Source organism: Nevskiales bacterium, assembly GCA_035574475.1.
In the GTDB taxonomy this organism is placed as follows: Bacteria; Pseudomonadota; Gammaproteobacteria; order Nevskiales; family DATLYR01; genus DATLYR01.
Window position 1 is genome coordinate 15,126 of sequence record DATLYR010000202.1, and the last position, 18,539, is coordinate 33,664.

The 18,539-nt window shown below is 67.8% G+C and carries 19 protein-coding genes and 1 pseudogene; 15 read left to right on the plus strand and 5 right to left on the minus strand.

Annotated features, from left to right (window positions below):
* Positions 1 to 88 precede the first annotated feature (88 nt).
* From VNJ47_12205 to VNJ47_12215, 3 genes are read right to left on the minus strand one after another with little or no spacing between them, the layout of a single operon-like run.
* Positions 89 to 2,833 carry an EAL domain-containing protein gene (locus VNJ47_12205; GenBank protein HXG29596.1) on the minus strand — a complete coding sequence of 915 codons (2,745 nt, stop codon included), beginning with the start codon at positions 2,831 to 2,833 and terminating at the stop codon, positions 89 to 91.
* Positions 2,834 to 2,842: 9 nt separating this feature from the next.
* Entirely contained in the window at positions 2,843 to 3,454 is a 612-nt protein-coding gene (gene pdxH, locus VNJ47_12210; protein HXG29597.1) for a pyridoxamine 5'-phosphate oxidase, read from the minus strand.
* A complete protein-coding gene (locus tag VNJ47_12215; protein ID HXG29598.1) occupies positions 3,451 to 3,693 on the minus strand; it encodes a dodecin in 243 nt (80 codons plus the stop codon). The genes pdxH and VNJ47_12215 overlap by 4 nt, the downstream gene beginning before the upstream one ends.
* A 155-nt stretch (positions 3,694 to 3,848) precedes the next feature.
* Between VNJ47_12215 and VNJ47_12220 the strand changes: the two genes are divergently transcribed.
* The 15 genes and pseudogenes from VNJ47_12220 (at position 3,849) to VNJ47_12290 (ending at position 16,779) form a co-directional block, all read left to right on the plus strand.
* Positions 3,849 to 4,859: a YhdH/YhfP family quinone oxidoreductase gene (locus VNJ47_12220; GenBank protein ID HXG29599.1), complete on the plus strand. Its 1,011-nt coding sequence runs from the start codon at positions 3,849 to 3,851 to the stop codon at positions 4,857 to 4,859.
* A gap of 37 nt (positions 4,860 to 4,896) precedes the next feature.
* Entirely contained in the window at positions 4,897 to 5,502 is a 606-nt protein-coding gene (gene rsmG / locus VNJ47_12225; protein ID HXG29600.1) for a 16S rRNA (guanine(527)-N(7))-methyltransferase RsmG, read from the plus strand.
* Positions 5,503 to 5,630: 128 nt separating this feature from the next.
* Complete coding sequence (locus tag VNJ47_12230) at positions 5,631 to 6,407, plus strand: ParA family protein (protein ID HXG29601.1); 777 nt, start codon at positions 5,631 to 5,633, stop codon at positions 6,405 to 6,407.
* Between the two features lie 13 nt (positions 6,408 to 6,420).
* Positions 6,421 to 7,272 (plus strand): ParB/RepB/Spo0J family partition protein, encoded by an 852-nt coding sequence (locus VNJ47_12235; GenBank protein ID HXG29602.1) that lies wholly within the window; start codon positions 6,421 to 6,423, stop codon positions 7,270 to 7,272.
* A 150-nt stretch (positions 7,273 to 7,422) separates the two neighbouring features.
* Positions 7,423 to 7,797, plus strand: coding sequence for an ATP synthase subunit I (locus VNJ47_12240; GenBank protein ID HXG29603.1), 375 nt, complete (start codon positions 7,423 to 7,425; stop codon positions 7,795 to 7,797).
* A 28-nt stretch (positions 7,798 to 7,825) separates the two neighbouring features.
* The gene (atpB, locus tag VNJ47_12245; GenBank protein ID HXG29604.1) at positions 7,826 to 8,683 is read left to right on the plus strand and encodes a F0F1 ATP synthase subunit A; all 858 of its coding nucleotides are present in this window, start codon (positions 7,826 to 7,828) and stop codon (positions 8,681 to 8,683) included.
* Between the two features lie 76 nt (positions 8,684 to 8,759).
* Positions 8,760 to 9,047, plus strand: a complete 288-nt coding sequence (gene atpE / locus VNJ47_12250; GenBank protein ID HXG29605.1) for a F0F1 ATP synthase subunit C — start codon at positions 8,760 to 8,762, stop codon at positions 9,045 to 9,047.
* A 34-nt stretch (positions 9,048 to 9,081) separates the two neighbouring features.
* On the plus strand, positions 9,082 to 9,552 hold the full coding sequence (locus tag VNJ47_12255; protein ID HXG29606.1) for a F0F1 ATP synthase subunit B: 471 nt from the start codon (positions 9,082 to 9,084) through the stop codon (positions 9,550 to 9,552).
* 9 nt (positions 9,553 to 9,561) lie between these two features.
* Positions 9,562 to 10,098 carry a F0F1 ATP synthase subunit delta gene (locus tag VNJ47_12260; protein ID HXG29607.1) on the plus strand — a complete coding sequence of 179 codons (537 nt, stop codon included), beginning with the start codon at positions 9,562 to 9,564 and terminating at the stop codon, positions 10,096 to 10,098.
* Positions 10,099 to 10,136: 38 nt separating this feature from the next.
* Positions 10,137 to 11,675 (plus strand): F0F1 ATP synthase subunit alpha, encoded by a 1,539-nt coding sequence (gene atpA / locus VNJ47_12265; protein ID HXG29608.1) that lies wholly within the window; start codon positions 10,137 to 10,139, stop codon positions 11,673 to 11,675.
* Between the two features lie 115 nt (positions 11,676 to 11,790).
* Positions 11,791 to 12,651, plus strand: coding sequence for a F0F1 ATP synthase subunit gamma (gene atpG / locus VNJ47_12270; protein HXG29609.1), 861 nt, complete (start codon positions 11,791 to 11,793; stop codon positions 12,649 to 12,651).
* A 92-nt stretch (positions 12,652 to 12,743) separates the two neighbouring features.
* Positions 12,744 to 14,120 (plus strand): annotated as a pseudogene (atpD, locus tag VNJ47_12275) (F0F1 ATP synthase subunit beta).
* Positions 14,121 to 14,151: 31 nt separating this feature from the next.
* A complete protein-coding gene (locus tag VNJ47_12280; GenBank protein ID HXG29610.1) occupies positions 14,152 to 14,571 on the plus strand; it encodes a F0F1 ATP synthase subunit epsilon in 420 nt (139 codons plus the stop codon).
* A gap of 206 nt (positions 14,572 to 14,777) precedes the next feature.
* Complete coding sequence (gene glmU, locus VNJ47_12285; GenBank protein ID HXG29611.1) at positions 14,778 to 16,118, plus strand: bifunctional UDP-N-acetylglucosamine diphosphorylase/glucosamine-1-phosphate N-acetyltransferase GlmU; 1,341 nt, start codon at positions 14,778 to 14,780, stop codon at positions 16,116 to 16,118.
* A 346-nt stretch (positions 16,119 to 16,464) separates the two neighbouring features.
* Complete coding sequence (locus tag VNJ47_12290) at positions 16,465 to 16,779, plus strand: helix-turn-helix transcriptional regulator (GenBank protein ID HXG29612.1); 315 nt, start codon at positions 16,465 to 16,467, stop codon at positions 16,777 to 16,779.
* Between the two features lie 87 nt (positions 16,780 to 16,866).
* On the opposite strand, the gene VNJ47_12295 is transcribed toward VNJ47_12290, so the two are convergent.
* The gene (locus VNJ47_12295) at positions 16,867 to 17,463 is read right to left on the minus strand and encodes a hypothetical protein (protein ID HXG29613.1); all 597 of its coding nucleotides are present in this window, start codon (positions 17,461 to 17,463) and stop codon (positions 16,867 to 16,869) included.
* Between the two features lie 69 nt (positions 17,464 to 17,532).
* A partial coding sequence (locus VNJ47_12300) for an OmpA family protein (protein ID HXG29614.1) occupies positions 17,533 to 18,539 on the minus strand: 1,007 nt, incomplete at its 5' end.

The window sequence follows — 18,539 nt, forward strand, 5'->3', positions numbered from 1 at the left end:
CGCCATGCCGCCGACGGACCCCGCCCCCGGCTTTCGCCGGGGGAAGCTTTGAAAGCCGCCGGGGTGACAGACATAGATCGGGGGTTCTTTAGCCGCTAGCGATGGCCGGTGCATCGAGCGGCTCGGGGCGCGACACGCCGTGGCCCTGGATGTAGTCCACGCCGACCTCGCGCAGTTTGGCGATCACGCGCTCGTTTTCGGCGAACTCGGCGATGGTTTTCTTGCCGAGCAGCTGGCCGACCTCGTTCATCGAACGCAGCAGCGCCAGGTCCACCGGGTCATCGGCGATGTTGCGCACGAAGCTGCCGTCGATCTTGAGGAAGTCCACCGCCAGGTTGCGCAGGTAGGCGTAGGACGACAGGCCGCTGCCGAAGTCGTCCAGCGAGAAGCTGCAGCCCATGTCCTTGAGCGTGGCCATGAACTCGGTGGCGCGGCTGAGGTTCGACACCGCCGCGGTCTCGGTGATCTCGAAGCAGATCTTCTGCGGCGGTACCGGGCCCTCGGCCAGCCGCCGCTGCAGGAAGGACAGGAACTCCTCCTGGCCGAGCGACAGGCCGGACAGGTTGATGCAGCACAGGTGCAGCTGCTCCAGGTGGGCCGGGTTGCGCGCCAGCCAGTCGAGTGCGGCGCTGACCACCCAGGTGTCGATCTGCGGCGCGAAGCCATAGTGCTCGGCGGCCGACAGGAAGTGCGCGTCGCTGGTGAGCTGGCCCTGCTCGTCCATCAGGCGGATCAGCAGCTCGTAGTGCAGGCCCTGCGGCGCCTGCTTGAGCGGCACGATGCTGTGCCGCACCAGGCGCAGGCGGTTGTCCTCCAGCGCACTGCGGATGCGCGCCGCCCACTGGATCTCGTTGCGCCGGCGCGCGAGGTCGGCGTCGTCCGGCTGGTACACGTGCACGCGGTCGCGGCCCTGGTCCTTGGCCAGGTAACAGGCGGCGTCGGCCGCCTGCAGGATCGCCTCGATGCCCTCGCTCTGGCTGGACACCGGCACCACGCCGAGGCTGGCGCCGATCCGGAAGCGCTTGCCCTCCCAGCCGAAGCGCAGGTTGCTGAGCGACTTGCGCACCAGCTCGGCCAGGCGCACCGCCTGCTCGATGCTGTAGTCGCGCAGCAGGATCGCGAACTCGTCGCCGCCGAGGCGCGCCAGCAGGCCGCGCCCGGCGACCTGCGATTCCAGCAGCCCGGCGACCTGGCGCAGCAGCTGGTCGCCGGCGGCGTGGCCGCAGTTCTCGTTGACCACCTTGAACTGGTCGAGGTCGATGTAAATGAGTGCGTGCTGGCGGCTGAGGTTCTGCGACTCGCTGAGCGCGTGTCGCATCTGCCGCTCGAACTCCCAGCGGTTGAGCAGGCCGGTGAGCACGTCGTGGCTGGCCTCGTAGGCGAGCTTTTCCGCCAGCCGGTGGGTTTCGGTCACGTCCTCGCTCACGTACAGCACCTGCGGGCGTCCGTCGGCGCCGTGCACCAGGCGCGCGGTCTGGCGCACCTGCAGGGTGCCGCCGTCGCGGCTCTGCAGGCGCGTTTCCCAGCGGTGGATGCTGGCGGCCGGGCTGCTCAGGCAGTTGCTGTGGCGCAGCAGGGCGGCGGCGCGCTCCGGCTCGGCCATGATCAGCGTGAACGGCTGGCCGATCAGCTCGGGCACGTGATAGCCGAGCTGGCTGGCGCCGAACTGGTTGGCGGAGACGATGCGGTTCTCGGCGTCCACGGTAAAGAACATGGCCGGGTTTTCGTCGTACAGCGCACGGAAGCGCTGCTCGCTGGCACGCAGCGTCTCGGCCGCGCGCCGGCGCTCGCTGGCGGTCAGGCACTGCGCCACCTGGTCGGCGATGGCGGCGGCGAAGGTGGCCTCGTCCGGGGTCCAGCGGCGGGTGCCGCCGACATGCTCGTTGCAGACCACGCCCACGATTTCACCGCCGAGGCGGATCGGTGCGTCGAGGGTGGCGCCGACCGCGCGCGGGCGGAAGTACTCGTCGGTGAACTCGCTGGTGCGCGGGTCGATGCAGGCATCGAAGGCCTCGATCGTGCGCGAGCTCTGCAAGGCCTCGAGGTAGCGGGGGTAGCGCTCGAGCGGCAGGGTGATGTCCTCGGTATGGCTGCGGCTGCCGCGCTCGTAGCGGTCCAGGCAGCGCAGTTCGCGGCGGTCGGGGCTGAGCAGCCAGATGCCGACGCTGGCCACCTCGAGCGTTTCGGCTGCAACCTCGGTAATCAAGCGCGCGGATTCTTCCAGTTGTCCCTCGCTCATGCGCGGGTCGTTACCGAGTTTGAGCACCGCCGCCTGCTGCCGCTGGATGCGGCCGAGGGTCAGCAGGCGTTCCTGGCCGGCTTCGCGCTGCTCGCTGATGTCGTGCATCACCAGCACCGCGCCGATCTTGTTGCCGTCGGCGTCCAGCACCGGATCGCCGCTGCACAGCACGAAGCGCGGCGGCCGGCCGCGCGGCGCGATCACGATCTGCGCATTGCGCACCGCCTCGCCCTGGAGCGCGCGCAGCAGCGGCAGGTTCTCCTTGGTCAGCGGGGTCACGCCGTCGGCGGCGTACAGGTCGTAGTGCCGTGCCCACTGCTCGGGCGGCAGCCGCTCGTCCGGCGGCAGCCCGTGCCAGCTGCGCGCGGTGCGGTTGAACAGCACCAGCCGCGCGCGCGCGTCGCAGGCCACCACGGCGTCGGACAGGTTGTCGAGCAGGGCCTGGCTGAAGTTGACGTCGCCGCGCAGCAGGGCGGCGCTCTGCTGCGCGGCCAGCCGCAACGGGCCAGCCTTGAAATGGCGGCCGGCAAAGAATGCGGCGGTGGCCAGCACCAGCCCGCCGGCGAGGGTCAGCAGCAGAGTGGCGAGGTCCATGGGCAGGCTTCAGGGCCCCAGACGCTCGAGGCGCCAGCCGCCGCCGGCGCGCGTGTAGCGCAGGCGATCGTGCAGGCGGTCGCGCCGGCCCTGCCAGAACTCGAAGCGGTCGGGCCGCACGCGGTAGCCGCCCCAATCGTCCGGCAGGGGCACTGGTCCATGCGCGTGAAGCTGTGCGAGCTCGGCAACGCGCCGCTCGAGCGCGGCACGGTCCGGTACTACGCGGCTCTGCGGCGAGGCGAGTGCAGACAGCTGCGCGCCGCGCGGGCGGCTGTGGAAATAGGCCTCGGATTCGGCGCGGCCGAGTTTTTCCACCGTGCCTTCGACGCGCACCTGGCGTTCGAGCCGGTCCCACCACCACAGCAGCGCAGCATACGGGTTGGCAGCCAGGTCCTCGCCCTTGCGGCTGGCGTAGTTGCTGTAGAACACGAAGCCGCGCGCGTCATGGCCCTTGAGCAGCACCATGCGAACCGACGGGCGGCCGCTGGCGTCCGCGGTGGCCAGCGCCATGGCGGTCGGCTCGACCAGGCCGCCGGCCAGCGCCTGCGCGTACCAGCGCTCGAACTGGCGGTAAGGATCGGGGTCGGCGTCGACCTCGAGCAAAGGCGTTCGGTCGGTCATCGCCCGGTTTTCTTGCGCGCGGGCACGGTACTGGATTCCAGGGTGAAGCCCAGGCGCAGGCGCACCTGCCAGTGCGCGACCACCCCCTCCTCGATGTGCCCGCGCGTCTCCAGCACCTCGAACCAGCGCAGCTTGCGCAGGCTTTGCGCCGCCTCGTGGATGGCGACCTTGATCGCGTCGTCGATGCTGATGGTGGACGAGCCGACGACCTCGACGATCTTGTAGACATGGTGACTCATGCTGTCCCCTCCGGGTTGGTGTTGTACGTTTCTCGCGCGCAGGCAGCGGCGTTCCGTCGTGTGAGTCTACGCCAGTGCCCGCATCGCCGGACATGGATGAAATCCCCTGTCTCGGCTAGGCTAGAGCGCCTCCCCGTCCATTGCGGAGTTCCTCCATGGCGAAGACCTTTCGCGCGCTGCGCGTGCACCGTATCGACAAGGCCACCGAGGCACGCCTGGAAACCCTCAGCCTCGACGACCTCAATCCCACCGTGGGCGCCGACGGCGTGGTGATCCGGACGGCCTGGTCCGGCATCAACTACAAGGACGCGCTGGCGGTCACCGGCAAGGGCAAGATCCTGCGCCGCTACCCGCTGGTGGCGGGCATCGATGGCGCCGGTGTGGTCGAGTCCTCGTCCAGCCCGCGCTTCAAGCCGGGCGACGCGGTGCTGGTGACCGGCTGCAGCCTGAGCGAAACCCTCGACGGCGGCTATGCGGAATACCTGCACCTGCCGGCCGAGGTGGTGGTGCCGCTGCCGGCCGGGCTGAGTCTCAAGGAGGCCATGCTGCTCGGTACGGCCGGCTTTACCGCCGCCCTGGCCGTGCGGCGCATGCAGGAGAACCACCAGACGCCGGCCCTGGGCCCGGTCGCGGTCACCGGCGCCACCGGCGGCGTCGGCTCGGTGGCGATCCAGATCCTCAGCCGGCTCGGTTACGAGGTGGTGGCCATCACCGGCAAGCCGGAGCAGTCGGCGGATTACCTGAAAAAGCTGGGTGCGGCCGAGGTCGTGGACCGGCGCAGCCTGGAACTGGGCAAGGCGCCGCTGGAAAGCGGGCGCTGGGGTGGCGCAGTGGACAACGTCGGCGGCGAGCTGCTCGACTGGCTGACGCGCACCGTCAAGCCCTGGGGCAATATCGCGAGCATCGGCCTGGCCGGCGGCCATACGCTGAACACTACGGTCATGCCCTTCATCCTGCGCGGCGTCAGCCTGCTGGGCATCCACTCGGTCGAATGCCCGATGCCCTGGCGCCTGGCGATCTGGGAAAAACTCGCGGGCGATTGGAAGCCGGCCGCACTCGACGCGATCGAGAACCGCGTCATCGGACTGGAGCAGCTGCCCGCCGCCTGCGCCGAGGTCATCGCCGGCCGCGTGCAGGGGCGCATTCTGGTCCGGTTGAATGGCTGAAGACTGGGCCGGGTGCCGTGCGCGACTGGAGGAGGGCTTGCGCGCACTGCGACTGGATACGGCGCTGAGCGAGCCGCTGCTGCACTATCTGCGCGAACTGGCGCAGTGGAACCGGACCTACAACCTGACCGCGGTGCGTGAACCGCTGGACATGGTGACCAAGCACCTGCTCGACAGCCTGGCGGTGCTGCCGCATCTCAACGGCCGGCAGGTGATCGACGTCGGCAGCGGTGCCGGTCTGCCGGGCATCCCGCTGGCGCTGGCCGACCCGGCGCGGCCGTTCGTGCTGTTGGATAGCAACGGCAAGAAGGCCGCCTTCCTGCGTCACGCCGTGCGCACGCTGGGTCTTGCGCAGGTCGAGGTCGTGAATGCGCGGGTCGAGCAGTATGCGCGCGGTGCCGGGCGCGGGCGCTTCGACAGCGTCATCAGCCGCGCCTTCGCCAGCCTGGCCGAGATGCTCGAGCAGGCCGGGCCGCTGTGTGCCTTGCACGGCAGGATCCTGGCGATGAAGGGGCAGTTCCCGCAGGACGAACTGGACGCGCTGCGCCAGCACACCGCCGGCTTCGAGGTCGAGGGCGTCGTGCCGCTGAAAGTGCCCGGACTCGCGGCCGAGCGGCATCTGGTGATATTTTGCAGGGCCTGAATCGAGAATGGACAGGATAACAGGATGAACAGGATTTACGGGTAGAAAGAGATTTTCTTCAACATGAGAAACCCCTTCATCCTGTCAATCCTGCAAATCCTGTCCTTCCTGTCGCAATCTTGAATCATATGGCCAGAACCATCGCGGTGGCGAACCAGAAGGGCGGGGTCGGCAAGACCACCACCAGCATCAACCTGGCCGCCGGGCTGGCCGCGACCAAACGCAGCGTGCTGCTGGTGGACATGGACGCGCAGGGCAACGCCACCATGGGCGTGGGGGTGAACAAGACCGGCCTGCGCTACAGCGCCTGCAACGTGTTGCTGGGGGAAATCGACGCCGCCGCGGCGGTGATCCCGCTGCCGGAGCTGGGCCTGGCTCTCTTGCCAGCCAACGCCGACATGACCGCCGCCGAGGTCGGTCTGCGCGGCAGGAAGAACGGCGAGCTGGCGCTGCGCAACGCCCTGGCACCGCTGCGTGGCCGCTACGACTACGTCATCATCGACTGTCCGCCGGCGCTGTCCATGCTCACGATCAACGCGCTGTCGGCCTGTGACGGCGTACTCATCACTATGCAGTGCGAGTACTACGCGCTGGAGGGCCTGGCGGCGCTGCTCGACACCATCGACAAGGTGCGCGCCGTGATCAACCCGGGGCTGAAGATCGAGGGCATCCTGCGCACCATGTACGACCCGCGCAACAACCTGTCCGGGCAGGTGTCGGCGCAGCTGACCGAGCACTACCCCGAGCTGGTGTACCGAACCATCATCCCGCGCAACGTCCGCCTCGCCGAGGCGCCCAGCCACGGCCTGCCGGTGCTGCGCTATGATCCCTCCTCCAGCGGCGCCGAGGCCTATCTGGCGCTCGCGGGCGAAGTCCTGCGGCGCGCTGAAAAGCGTGCGGCCTGAAGAGACATCATTCATGACAGCCAGGAAACGGGGCTTGGGGCGGGGGCTGGAGGCGCTGCTCGGCGCCGGCGTGAGCGTCGAGCCCGCGCCCGACGAGGCGCTGCGCGAACTGGCCCTGGACGAGCTCAAACCCGGCGAATACCAGCCGCGCCGCGACATGAAGCCCGAGGCGCTGGAGTCGCTGGCCGAGTCCATCCGTGCCCAGGGCGTGGTGCAGCCGATCGTGGTGCGCCCGGTGGCCGACGGCTTCGAGATCGTGGCCGGCGAGCGCCGTTGGCGCGCGGCGCGCATGGCGGGATTGAAGCGCATCCCGGCGATCGTGCGCGAGATCCCCGACCAGGCGGCGCTGGCGGTGGCGCTGATCGAGAACATCCAGCGCGCCGACCTTAATCCCCTCGAAGAAGCCACGGCGCTGCAGCGGCTGCAGAAGGAATACAAGCTCACCCACCAGCAGTGCGCGGAGGCCGTGGGGCGCTCGCGAGCGGCGGTGAGCAACCTGCTGCGCCTGCTCGACCTCAACGAGGACGTGCAGGTATTGCTGCGCGAGGGCAAGCTGGAGATGGGGCATGCGCGTGCGCTGCTGGCGCTGGACGGCAGCGAGCAGTCGCGATTCGCCCAGCGCGTGGTCAACCTCGGCCTGTCGGTGCGCCAGACCGAGGCGCTGGTGCAGTCGCGCCGCGGCGACGGCCGCCACAAGCCGCGCCGCGCGCCGGTCAATCCTCGGCTGCAGGGCATCGAAAAAGAACTGGCACGCAAGCTGTCCACGGCGGTGCGCATCCAGCCCGGCGAGCGCGGCCGCGGCCGGCTGGTGATCGCCTACGGCAACCTCGAACAGCTCGACGCCATCGTCACCCGGATCAAGTGACCTGCGCCCTTGGGCGCAGGTCACCCCGGAACGACCCGAAGGGTCGTATCCAGGATCCAGATTGCGGCATGCTGCACTGCAACACCGTTGACCGTCCGCAGTCTATCCTCTATAGTCTCGCGTCCGCGCGCCGGGAGGCTTTCAGGCTTCATGAAACCGCTCCGTCTGCGTGGAATGTCACTGGCTTACGTAACCTGCGCGGCGCAGCTGGGCATCGGCCTGGCGGCGGCCCTCATCGGCTACGGACACTCAGGGAAGGAGGCTGCGGGGGCGGCGCTGTGCGGCGCGCTCGCGGCCGCGATACCGGGTCTGTACTTTGCCGCCAAGGTATTCCGGGGCGGCCGCAACGACCGGCCGTTCGAGGTGCTGGGCGCGGTGTACGTGGGCGAGGCGGGCAAGTTCGTGCTGGCGGCGTTGCTGTTCATCCTCGGCGCCAAGCTGTTCCCCGCGCATTTTTTGGCGCTGATGTTGACGTTTATGGCCTGCCTGTCGGTGTATTGGCTGATGCTGGCGCTGAGCAGGTGACAAATAAGAGGCGGATAGGCGAGCGAGCATGGCAGGACAAGCCCACAGCACCGGTGATTACATCGTTCACCACCTGACCAACCTCAAGCTCGATCTGCAGACCATGCAGATCGATCCGGAGGCCAAGGGTTTCTGGGTCCTCAACCTCGATTCCATCTTTTTTTCCGTCGTCCTCGGCCTGATTTTCCTCGTCCTGTTCCGCTACGGCGCGCGCCGCGCCACCAGCGGCGTGCCGACCGGCTGGCAGAACTTCGTCGAATACGCCATCGAGCTGGTGGACCACCAGGTCAAGGAAAGCTTCCACGGCAAGGCCCAGTTCGTCGCGCCGATGGCGCTGACGGTGTTCTTCTGGGTGTTCCTGATGAACTTCATGGACCTGATCCCGGTGGACCTGCTGCCCTGGCTGGCCGGCATGGTCGGCGTGAATTACCTCAAGGTGGTGCCGAGCACAGACCCCAATATCACGCTCGGCATGTCGGTCACCGTGTTCCTGCTGGCCTTCGGCTACAGCTTCGTGGCCAAGGGCGTGAAGGGCGTCGGCGGGGAGTTTCTGTTCCATCCGTTCACGGCCAAGAACATCGTCGTGCAGGCCCTGCTGGTGCCGGTGAACTTCCTGCTCAAATGCGTCGAGGAGCTGGCCAAGCCGCTCTCGCTCGGCCTGCGACTGTTCGGCAACATGTATGCCGGCGAAATGATCTTCATCCTGATCGCGTGCTTCACGCTGCAGGCGGTGAGCCTGTCGGTGTGGAGCGTGGTCGGCTTCGGCGCCCAGTTCCTGCTCGCGTTCGCCTGGGCGGTCTTTCACATCCTGATCATCACCTTGCAGGCGTACATCTTCATGACGCTGACGGTGGTGTACATGAGCATGGCGAGCGAGCACCACTGAATTTTCTGATCTCAACCGATTGCTTTCTGAAGGAGGCCTTGTGGAACTGGTAAATCTGATTGCAGACGTGAAGGGCATGACAGCCCTGGCTTCGGGCCTGATGCTCGGCCTGGCCGGCATCGGCGCCGCCATCGGCATGGGCCTGATGGGTGGCAAGTTCCTGGAGGGCGCGGCGCGCCAGCCCGAACTGATGCCGATGCTGCGCGGCCAGATGTTCCTGCTGGTCGGTCTGATCGACGCGATCCCCATCATCGCGGTCGGTATCGCCATGTACTTCGTGTTCGTGGACCCGTTCGCGGCCGCCGTCACGGCGGAAGCCGCCAAGGGTGCCGCCGACGCGGCCGCCGCCGCAGCGGGCCAGTAAGCGCCGCTGAGGCGTCCATCACGAGGATCCCGCCGTGGATATCAATGTCACGCTGTTCGCCCAGGCGGTGGTGTTCATCGCCCTGATCTGGTTCACCAAGGCCTTCGTCTGGCCGCCGGTGATCAATGCTCTGCAGGAGCGCCAGAAGCGCATCAGCGACGGCCTGGCCGCCGCCGAGCGCGGCGCCAAGGCCCTGCAGGAGGCCGCGCAGAAGAGCGAGGAAACCCTGCGGCAGGCGCGCGAACAGGCGCAGGACATCCTCGCCGCCGCGAACCGCCAGGCTGCGCAGACGCTCGAGCAGGCCAAGCAGGCCGCCAAGAGCGAGGGCGAGCGCATCGTCGCCGCCGCGCGCGAGGAAGTGCAGCGCGAGGTGGCGAAGGCGCGCGAGACCCTGCGCCAGCAGGTCGGCGAGCTGGCCGTGCTGGGCGCCGGCAAGATCCTCCGCCGCGAGATCGACGCCAAGGCGCATGCCGAAGTGATCCGCGACCTCGCGGCGCGGGTGTAAGGGCAGCCCATGGCGGATATCAGCACGCTCGCCCGCCCCTACGCCAAGGCCGTGTTCGAGTTGGCGCGCGAGGGCGGCCGCTTCGCGGAGTGGTCGGCACAGCTGGCCGCGCTGGCGGCGGCGGTCGCCGACCCCCAGCTGAGCCGGCTGATCGGCCACCCGGCAGTGGACCGCGTGACGCTGGCGGAGCTGTTCGGCAAGGCGCTGGAGCGCAGCCTGACTGCGGAAGGCCGCGCACTGCTCAAGCTGCTGGCCGAGAACGGCCGGCTGCGGGCGGCCGGCGCCATCGCTGCACAGTACGAGGCCTTGCGCGCCGAGGCCGAGTCGCGGGTCAACGTCGAGGTGACGTCCGCGGCCCCGGTCGATCCGGTCCAGCGCGACGCGCTGGCGGCCGCGATCAAGAAGCGTCTGAACCGCGACGTGGCGATCGAATGGAAGACCGACGAGTCGCTGGTGGCGGGGGCGGTGATCCGCGCCGGCGACCTGGTGATCGACGGCTCGGTGCGCGGCGAGCTCGAGCGCCTGGCCACGGCGCTCACGCGCTAGACCCCGACAAGCACAGCATTCTTTAAGGAACGGTTCCCATGCAACTCAATCCTTCTGAAATCAGCGACCTGATCAAGAGCCGCATCAAGAACTTCGAGGCGGTCAGCGAGGCGCGCAACACCGGCACGATCGTGAGCCTGCAGGACGGCATCGTCCGCATCCACGGCCTGTCCGACGCGCTGCAGGGCGAGATGCTCGAGTTCCCGGGCAACGTCTTCGGTCTGGCGCTGAACCTGGAGCGCGACTCGGTCGGCGCGGTGGTGCTGGGCGACTACAAGCACCTGAAGGAAGGCGACACGGTCAAGACCACCGGCCGCATCCTGGAAGTGCCGGTGGGCGAAGGCCTGCTCGGACGCGTGGTGAACGCGCTCGGCCAGCCGATCGACGGCAAGGGCGAGATCAAGGCGGCCGGCTACTCGCCGATCGAGAAGGTGGCGCCGGGCGTGATCGCGCGCCAGAGCGTGAGCCAGCCGGTGCAGACCGGCTACAAGGCCATCGACTCGATGGTGCCGATCGGCCGCGGTCAGCGTGAGCTGATCATCGGCGACCGCCAGACCGGCAAGACCGCGCTCGCGGTGGACACCATCATCAATCAGAAGAATTCCGGCATCAAATGTATCTATGTCGCGATCGGCCAGAAGGCCAGCTCGATCGCCAACGTGGTGCGCAAGCTCGAGGAACACGGCGCGATGGCGCACACGATCGTCGTGGCCGCCTCGGCTTCCGAGTCCGCCGCGCTGCAGTTCATCGCGCCGTATTCCGGCTGCTCGATGGGCGAGTACTTCCGTGACAAGGGCGAGGACGCGCTCATCATCTATGACGACCTCACCAAGCAGGCTTGGGCCTACCGCCAGGTCAGCTTGCTGCTGCGCCGCCCGCCGGGCCGCGAGGCCTACCCGGGCGACGTGTTCTACCTGCACTCGCGCCTGCTGGAGCGTTCCGCGCGCGTGAATGCCGACTACGTCGAGAAGATCACCAATGGCAAGGTCAAGGGCAAGACCGGCTCGCTGACCGGCCTGCCGATCATCGAGACCCAGGCCGGCGACGTCTCCGCGTTTGTGCCCACCAACGTCATCTCGATCACCGACGGCCAGATCTTCCTCGAGACCGACCTGTTCAACGCCGGCATCCGCCCGGCCATGAACGCCGGCATCTCGGTGTCGCGCGTCGGCGGCGCCGCGCAGACCAAGGTCATCAAGAAGCTCGGCGGCGGCGTGCGCCTGGCGCTCGCCCAGTACCGCGAGCTGGCGGCCTTCGCGCAGTTCGCCTCCGACCTGGACGAGGCCACCCGCAAGCAGCTCGAGCGCGGTCAGCGCGTCACCGAGCTGATGAAGCAGAAGCAGTACCAGCCGCTGTCGGTCGGGCAGATGGCCGCCTCGCTGTACGCGGTGGAGAAGGGCTACATCGACAAGGTCGAGGTGGCGAAGGTGCTGGCCTGGGAGGCCGGGCTGCACCAGTTCCTGGCCAGCAGCCACAAGGCCGTGCTGGACAAGCTCGACACCGGCGACTGGAACGACGCGCTCGAGGCCGAGCTCAAGGCCGCGATGGACGCCTACGTCAAGCAGTCGGCCATCTGACGATGGTCGACGGGAATCGAGAATCGGCAATGGGGAATCGTAGAAGCGGGAAGCGGGCTCGGAAGGCTGTTCCGATTCCCGATTCCCGATTCCCGATTCCCGGAGCGTAGCGAATATGGCCGGCGCAAAGGAAATCCGCACCAAGATCAAGAGCGTGAAGAACACGCAGAAGATCACGCGTGCGATGGAAAAGGTGGCGATGTCCAAGATGCGCAAGGCCACCGAGCGCATGGCGGCCGCGCGCCCCTACGCCGAGAAGATCCGGCGCACGCTCGGGCACCTGGCGCAGGCCAACCTCGAGTACAAGCACCCGTTCACCATCGAACGCGAGGTCAAGCGCGTCGCGTTCCTGGTGGTGTCCACCGACCGCGGCCTGTGCGGCGGCCTGAACATGAACGTGTTCCGCGCCACGGTGCGCGCCGTGCGCGAGTGGAAGGACCAGGGCGTCGAGGCCGATTTCGTGGTCATCGGCAACAAGGGCCTGTCGTTCTTCAAGCGCGTCGGCGGCAAGGTGCTGGCGCAGGCCTCGCACCTCGGCGACCGCCCGCACATGGAGGCGCTCCTGGGCAGCATCAAGGTGCTGTCGGACGCCTACCGCAACGGCGAGGTGGACCGCGTGTTCCTGGTGTCCTCGCAGTTCGTGAACACCATGACGCAGAAGCCGCTCATCCGGCAGCTGCTGCCGGTCGAGCCGGTCAAGAGCGAGGGGCTGCTGGACCTGTGGGACTACATCTACGAGCCCGAGTCCACCGTGCTGCTCGACACCGTGCTGCAGCGCTACGTCGAATCGCAGGTGTACCAGGCGGTGATCGAGAACGTGGCCTGCGAGATGTCGGCGCGCATGGTGGCGATGAAGTCGGCCAGCGACAACGCCGGCAAGATCATCAACCAGCTGCAGCTGGCCTACAACAAGGCGCGCCAGGCCAACATCACCAAGGAGCTGGCGGAAATCGTCGGCGGCGCCGCGGCGGTTTGAGAATTCAGGGTAGGAGCGGCTTTAGCCGCGACCAGTCGGGGCTGAAGCTCCTCCTACAGAAACGGGTTTTGAATACGGGTTGAGGACAGAACATGAGCTCCGGAAAAATTGTTCAGATCATCGGCGCGGTCGTGGACGTGGAATTCCCGCGCGATGCCATCCCCAAGGTCTATGACGCGCTCAAGATCCAGGGCTCGCCGCTGACGCTGGAAGTCCAGCAGCAGCTCGGCGACGGCGTGGTGCGCACCATCGCGCTGGGATCAAGCGAGGGCCTCAAGCGCAACATGACCGTGACCAACACCGGCGCGCCGATCTCGGTGCCGGTGGGCAAGGCCACCCTGGGCCGCATCATGGACGTGCTCGGCAACCCGATCGACGAGCAGGGCGAGGTCAAGTCCGAGTCGCGCTGGGAGATCCACCGCAAGGCCCCGTCCTACGAGGACCAGGCAGGCTCCACCGAGCTGCTGGAGACCGGCATCAAGGTCATCGACCTTTTGTGCCCGTTCGCCAAGGGCGGCAAGGTCGGGCTGTTCGGCGGTGCCGGCGTGGGCAAGACCGTGAACATGATGGAGCTGATCAACAACATCGCCAAGGAGCACAGCGGCCTGTCGGTGTTCGCCGGCGTGGGCGAGCGCACCCGCTAGGGCAACGACTTCTATCACGAGATGATGGAGTCCAAGGTGCTCGACAAGGTGGCGATGGTGTACGGCCAGATGAACGAGCCGCCGGGCAACCGCCTGCGCGTGGCGCTGACCGGCCTGACCATGGCCGAGTTCTTCCGCGACGAAGGCCGCGACGTGCTGCTGTTCATCGACAACATCTACCGCTACACCCTGGCCGGCACCGAGGTGTCCGCGCTGCTCGGCCGCATGCCCTCGGCGGTGGGCTACCAGCCGACCCTGGCCGAGGAAATGGGCGTGCTGCAGGAGCGCATCACCTCCACCAAGAAGGGCTCGATCACCTCGGTGCAGGCGGTGTACGTGCCCGCGGACGACCTCACCGACCCGTCGCCGGCCACCACCTTCGCGCACCTGGACGCCACCGTGGTGCTGTCGCGCGACATCGCCGCGCTGGGCATCTACCCCGCCGTGGACCCGCTGGACTCGACCAGCCGCCAGCTCGACCCGAACGTGATCGGCGCCGACCACTACAACACCGCGCGCGACGTGCAGGGCGTGCTGCAGCGCTACAAGGAGCTGAAGGACATCATCGCCATCCTGGGCATGGACGAGCTGTCCGAGGACGACAAGCGCATCGTGGCGCGCGCGCGCAAGATCCAGCGCTTCCTGTCGCAGCCGTTCCACGTGGCCGAGGTGTTCACCGGTTCGCCGGGCAAGTACGTGCCGCTCAAGGAGACCATCCGCAGCTTCCGCGGCATCGTGGACGGCGAGTACGACCACCTGCCGGAGCAGGCCTTCTACATGGTCGGCACCATCGACGAAGCGGTCGAGAAGGCGAAGAAGCTCTGATCGGGTTTAAGATCAACGGGTGGACAAAGACGTGAAACTGCAGGTTGACATCGTCAGCGCCGAAGGCCACATCCACAGCGGTGAGGCCACGATGGTGTTCGCCCCGGCGGTGATGGGCGAGGTCGGCATCGCGCCGCGCCACGCACCCTTGCTGACCACGCTCAAGCCCGGCACCGTGCGCGTGCAGTCGCCGGAGGGCGAAGAACTGTCGTTCTTCGTCGGTGGCGGCATCCTCGAGGTGCAGCCGCATCTGGTCACCGTGCTGGCCGATACCGCGCTGCGCGCCAAGGACGCCGACGAGGCCGCTGCGCTCAAGGCTAAGCAGGACGCCGAGGAACGTCTCGGCCAGGCCAAGAGCGACATGGACGTGGCCCGCGCCCAGGCCGAACTGGCCGAGGCCGCTGCGCGCCTGGCCTTCGTGAAGAAGCTCAAGAACGTCACCCGCGGCTAGTGATCGGCGGCTTTACCTCTCCCTTGCGGGCGAGGCTTCCAGATTTCTACCCCTCGCACCTGCGGGTGAGGCCCCCAGGTTTTGCCCCCTCCCCCCTTGCGGGGGAGGGCAGGGGTGGGGGGTAATACGCAGTCATGAAGCGCCCGCCCCCAACCCAGCCCACCCCCCTGAAGGGGCAGGGTGGAAGAAACCCCCCGCTGCACGTCGTGATCCTGGCCGCCGGCCAGGGTACCCGCATGCGCTCGAGCCTGCCCAAGGTGCTACATGCGGTCGGCGGCAAGCCCATGCTCGGTCACGTGCTCGACACCGCACAGGCGCTCGAGGCCGCCGCGGTGCACGTGGTGCACGGGCATGGCGCGGAACAGGTGCGCGAATGCTTCGAAGGCCGCGAGCTGCGCTGGGTATTGCAGGCCCAGCAGCTCGGCACCGCCCATGCCCTGCAGCAGGCCATGCCGGACATTCCCGACGAGGCCACCGTGCTGGTGCTGTACGGTGACGTGCCGCTGGTCCGCGCCGAGATCCTGCAGCCGGCGGTCGCCGCCGGCGCACGAGCCCTGGCGCTGGTCACGGCCGTGCTCGCCGACCCGAAGGGCTATGGCCGCATCCTGCGCGACAGGAAGGGCGGCGTGCGCGGCATCGTCGAGGAGAACGACGCCAGCCCCGCGCAGAAAAAGCTCCGCGAGATCAACACCGGCTTCCTCGCCGCGCCGGCCGGGCGCCTGCGCGGCTGGCTGCAGAAGGTGAAGAACGACAACGTCAAGCGCGAGTACTACCTGACCGACGTCGTGGCGCTGGCGGTGAAGGATCGCGTCCGCATCGTCACGGTGGCGGCGGACGAGCAGGACATTCTCGGCGTCAACGATCGCGCCCAGCTGGCCCAGGTCGAGCGCCTGTTCCAGCAGCGGCAGGCCGAGTGCCTGCTGCGCGCGGGCCTGGCCCTGCGCGACCCGGCGCGCTTCGACCTGCGCGGCGAGCTGGTGTTCGGCCGCGACGCCGCGATCGACGTCAACGTGCTGCTGGAGGGCCGCGTCGTGCTGGGCGAGGGCGTGCGCATCGGCGCCGGCTGCGTGCTGCGCGACTGCGAGATCGGCGACGGCAGCGAAGTCCTGCCGTACAGCGTGCTGCAGGGCGCGAAGATCGGCGCCGGCTGCCAGGTCGGGCCGTTCGCACGGCTGCGCCCGGGCACGGTGCTGGCGGAAGGCGCGCGCGTCGGCAACTTCGTCGAGACCAAGAACGCACGCCTGGGGGCCGGCAGCAAGGCCAATCACCTGAGCTACGTCGGCGACGCCGAGGTCGGCCGCGACGTGAACATCGGCGCCGGCACCATCACCTGCAACTACGACGGCGCCAACAAGCACAAGACCGTCATCGAGGACGGCGCCTTCATCGGCTCCAACACCGCGCTGGTGGCGCCGGTGACCGTTGGCGCCGATGCCACCATTGGCGCCGGCTCCACCGTCACCAGGAACGCACCGGCCGGCCAGCTCACCGTCACGCGCGCCAAGCAGGTCAGCATCGAAGGCTGGAGGCGACCGCGCAAGAAGTAAGCCTCTTTCCCCTCCGGGGGGCGGGGGCTGTCGCTCCATACCCGGTTTACTGCGCGCCTTGGTCTTTCCTTCCGGCGCCCGACGCAAACTGCCCTTTCCGGTTTTTTTGGGAACTTCCGCGCACTTGATCCGGATCAATTCCGCGCATGAGCTTTATGGGGGACAATGCACCGAAGTCCCGGTGAGACTGCGTGCGTAGCACGCGGTGAGACGGGCTGTCCGCACACACGCCCTACAGGCTAGTGCCCGCGCCAGCCCATTATGAGCAGGCATGAACATGATTCATGGCACAGCGCCATTGTCGAGGGGTCGAAGAAAACTGACGGCTCATTCAGGCTTCACGGCTATGCAAAGAAAGAGCCTGTTGCTGACCGCGCGCAGTACCCTGGCCAAGAACCTGCAGCTGGCCCGGACCATCTTCGGCTGGTCGCAGGAAGACCTCGGGCTGGAATGCGGCCTCAAGCGCACCTATATCGGCGCGCTGGAGCGCGGCGAGATCAGCCTCGGCATCGATAACCTGGAAAGGCTGGCGAAGGGCATTGGTGTGCCCACCTACGTCCTGTTGCTGGATTCGGCTGAGGCCTATACCCACCTCAACCGGGCGCTGGAACAACGCAACGACAGCCTGCGCCGGGCGCGCGTCACGCGCCTGAGCCGCTAGTCAGCACCCGGCGTCGTCTGCCGAAAAAAAGAAAGCCCCGCCTGTGACGGCGGGGCGAGAACGAAACCCGAGCTTCCTCTCCGGCAGCTAGGGGCAGGTGCCGCCCAGCGCGCCGATCAGGCCCGGCCCGATGGTCGGGATCGCGCACAGGCCCGAGAGCTGGTCCGGGTCGAGCGGGATGCCGCCGCCACCGCCCGGCGGTGGGCCGCCATTGCAATAGGCGATCGCCTCCGGATCGCCACCCAGGGCCTGCAGCGCCGCCGGCAGGTTGGTGCCGAGCGAAGCCAGGGCCTGCGCCAAGTCGGCCAGCGCCGCCTGGAAGTCGGACGGATCCGGATTCTGCTCCGCCAGCGCCGCCAGCAGCGTGTTCAGGACCGAGTCCGGCCCCTCGACCACGTCATTGCCCAGCGGATCGATGCACTGGACGAAATCCTCCAGCGGCGTGCCCTCGACCACCAGCGCCAGATCGTCCACCAGCGTGGTCACGCTGCACTGCACGCCATCCAGCACGCTCTGCGGATTGGCGACGCAGAAATCGTCCGACCCGCCACCGCCACCGCCGCCGCCTCCGTCGATGATCCGGATCAGATCATCGTCACCATCGCCATCCGCACAGCCGACCAGCAGGCCCGCGACACCCAGCGTCGCGGCCACGAGCAGCCGTTGTCCCCATTTCAGATTCATGTGCCAAGCCCTCACTCAAGCTCCCTCGCCAAAAACCCCAGACTCATGCCGATTGTTGTTTCTGGTCCCCTATTGCGACTCGATCCTGAACTCGACGCGGCGGTTCTGCTCGCGGCCGAAGTCGTTGTCATTGGACGCCACCGGCTGCGACTCGCCATAGCCGGTCGCACGCAGGTTGTCGGCATTCACGCCCTTGCCGATCAGGTACTCCCGCACCGCATCCGCACGCCGCTGCGACAGACTCTGGTTGTATTCGTCCGAACCGTAATTGTCGGTATGCCCGGCAATCTCCACCTTCATGCTCGGCTGCCCCAGCATGGTCTTGACCGCATCCTCCAGAATGGTCTGGGCATTCACCCCCAGCCGCGTGGAGTCGAAGTCGAAGCTCACACCCTTGAGCACGAACACCTGCGGCACCGCGCAGCCGGTCTCGTCCACCTTCAGCCCCGGCATGGTGCCCGGGCACTTGTCCCGGTCGTCCGGCACCCCGTCCCCGTCGGCATCCCCCACCGCCACCGGCGCCGGGGCCGCCACCGCCGGCCGCGACAGGCTCATCTGCAGGCCCAGCCCCGCCACCAGATCGGTCTCGCTCACCCCACCGTCATGCACCAGCCGCAGGTCACCGCGCAGCGCAATGCCGTAGTCGTTGTTGAACGGCTGGGTCAGAAAGCCCACGCCCAGATTGACGTAACCGTTGGTCTCGTCCCCGCCCACCGCGTCCAGGATCTCGTTGTGCGCCAGCCCCAGCCCGCCCACCAGGTAGGGCTGCAGCCCCTCACGGTCCAGGAAGTACAGCGCGTCCCAGCCGATGGCGTAGCGGTAAAAGTCCGAGGCCGCCGAGTCGGTCTCCAGCACGTTCATCGAGAACGACCACTCGTGGTTCCACTTCTCGTCACGCACCGTGCCGTAGAGAAAGTTCAGGCCGGCGCCGTAGTCCACGAAGTCCCGGTCCGTGTCCCGGTAGATGCCCAGCCCGCCGATATACGGCTGCCCGGACTCCACCTGCGCACCCCCAGCACCCTCCTCTGCCACCGCCTCGGCCGACCCCGCCTCCTCCTGGGCGAAGGCCGTGCCGC

Excerpts from the sequence above, each read along its gene's own strand:
- VNJ47_12205 (HXG29596.1), bottom strand. The coding sequence starts at position 2,833 with ATGGACCTCGCCACTCTGCTGCTGACCCTCGCCGGCGGGCTGGTGCTG.
- pdxH (HXG29597.1), bottom strand. The coding sequence starts at position 3,454 with ATGACCGACCGAACGCCTTTGCTCGAGGTCGACGCCGACCCCGATCCT.
- VNJ47_12215 (HXG29598.1), bottom strand. The coding sequence starts at position 3,693 with ATGAGTCACCATGTCTACAAGATCGTCGAGGTCGTCGGCTCGTCCACC.
- VNJ47_12220 (HXG29599.1), top strand. The coding sequence starts at position 3,849 with ATGGCGAAGACCTTTCGCGCGCTGCGCGTGCACCGTATCGACAAGGCC.
- VNJ47_12230 (HXG29601.1), top strand. The coding sequence starts at position 5,631 with ATGGCCAGAACCATCGCGGTGGCGAACCAGAAGGGCGGGGTCGGCAAG.
- VNJ47_12235 (HXG29602.1), top strand. The coding sequence starts at position 6,421 with ATGACAGCCAGGAAACGGGGCTTGGGGCGGGGGCTGGAGGCGCTGCTC.
- VNJ47_12240 (HXG29603.1), top strand. The coding sequence starts at position 7,423 with ATGAAACCGCTCCGTCTGCGTGGAATGTCACTGGCTTACGTAACCTGC.
- atpB (HXG29604.1), top strand. The coding sequence starts at position 7,826 with ATGGCAGGACAAGCCCACAGCACCGGTGATTACATCGTTCACCACCTG.
- atpE (HXG29605.1), top strand. The coding sequence starts at position 8,760 with ATGACAGCCCTGGCTTCGGGCCTGATGCTCGGCCTGGCCGGCATCGGC.
- VNJ47_12260 (HXG29607.1), top strand. The coding sequence starts at position 9,562 with ATGGCGGATATCAGCACGCTCGCCCGCCCCTACGCCAAGGCCGTGTTC.
- atpA (HXG29608.1), top strand. The coding sequence starts at position 10,137 with ATGCAACTCAATCCTTCTGAAATCAGCGACCTGATCAAGAGCCGCATC.
- atpG (HXG29609.1), top strand. The coding sequence starts at position 11,791 with ATGGCCGGCGCAAAGGAAATCCGCACCAAGATCAAGAGCGTGAAGAAC.
- VNJ47_12290 (HXG29612.1), top strand. The coding sequence starts at position 16,465 with ATGCAAAGAAAGAGCCTGTTGCTGACCGCGCGCAGTACCCTGGCCAAG.
- VNJ47_12295 (HXG29613.1), bottom strand. The coding sequence starts at position 17,463 with ATGAATCTGAAATGGGGACAACGGCTGCTCGTGGCCGCGACGCTGGGT.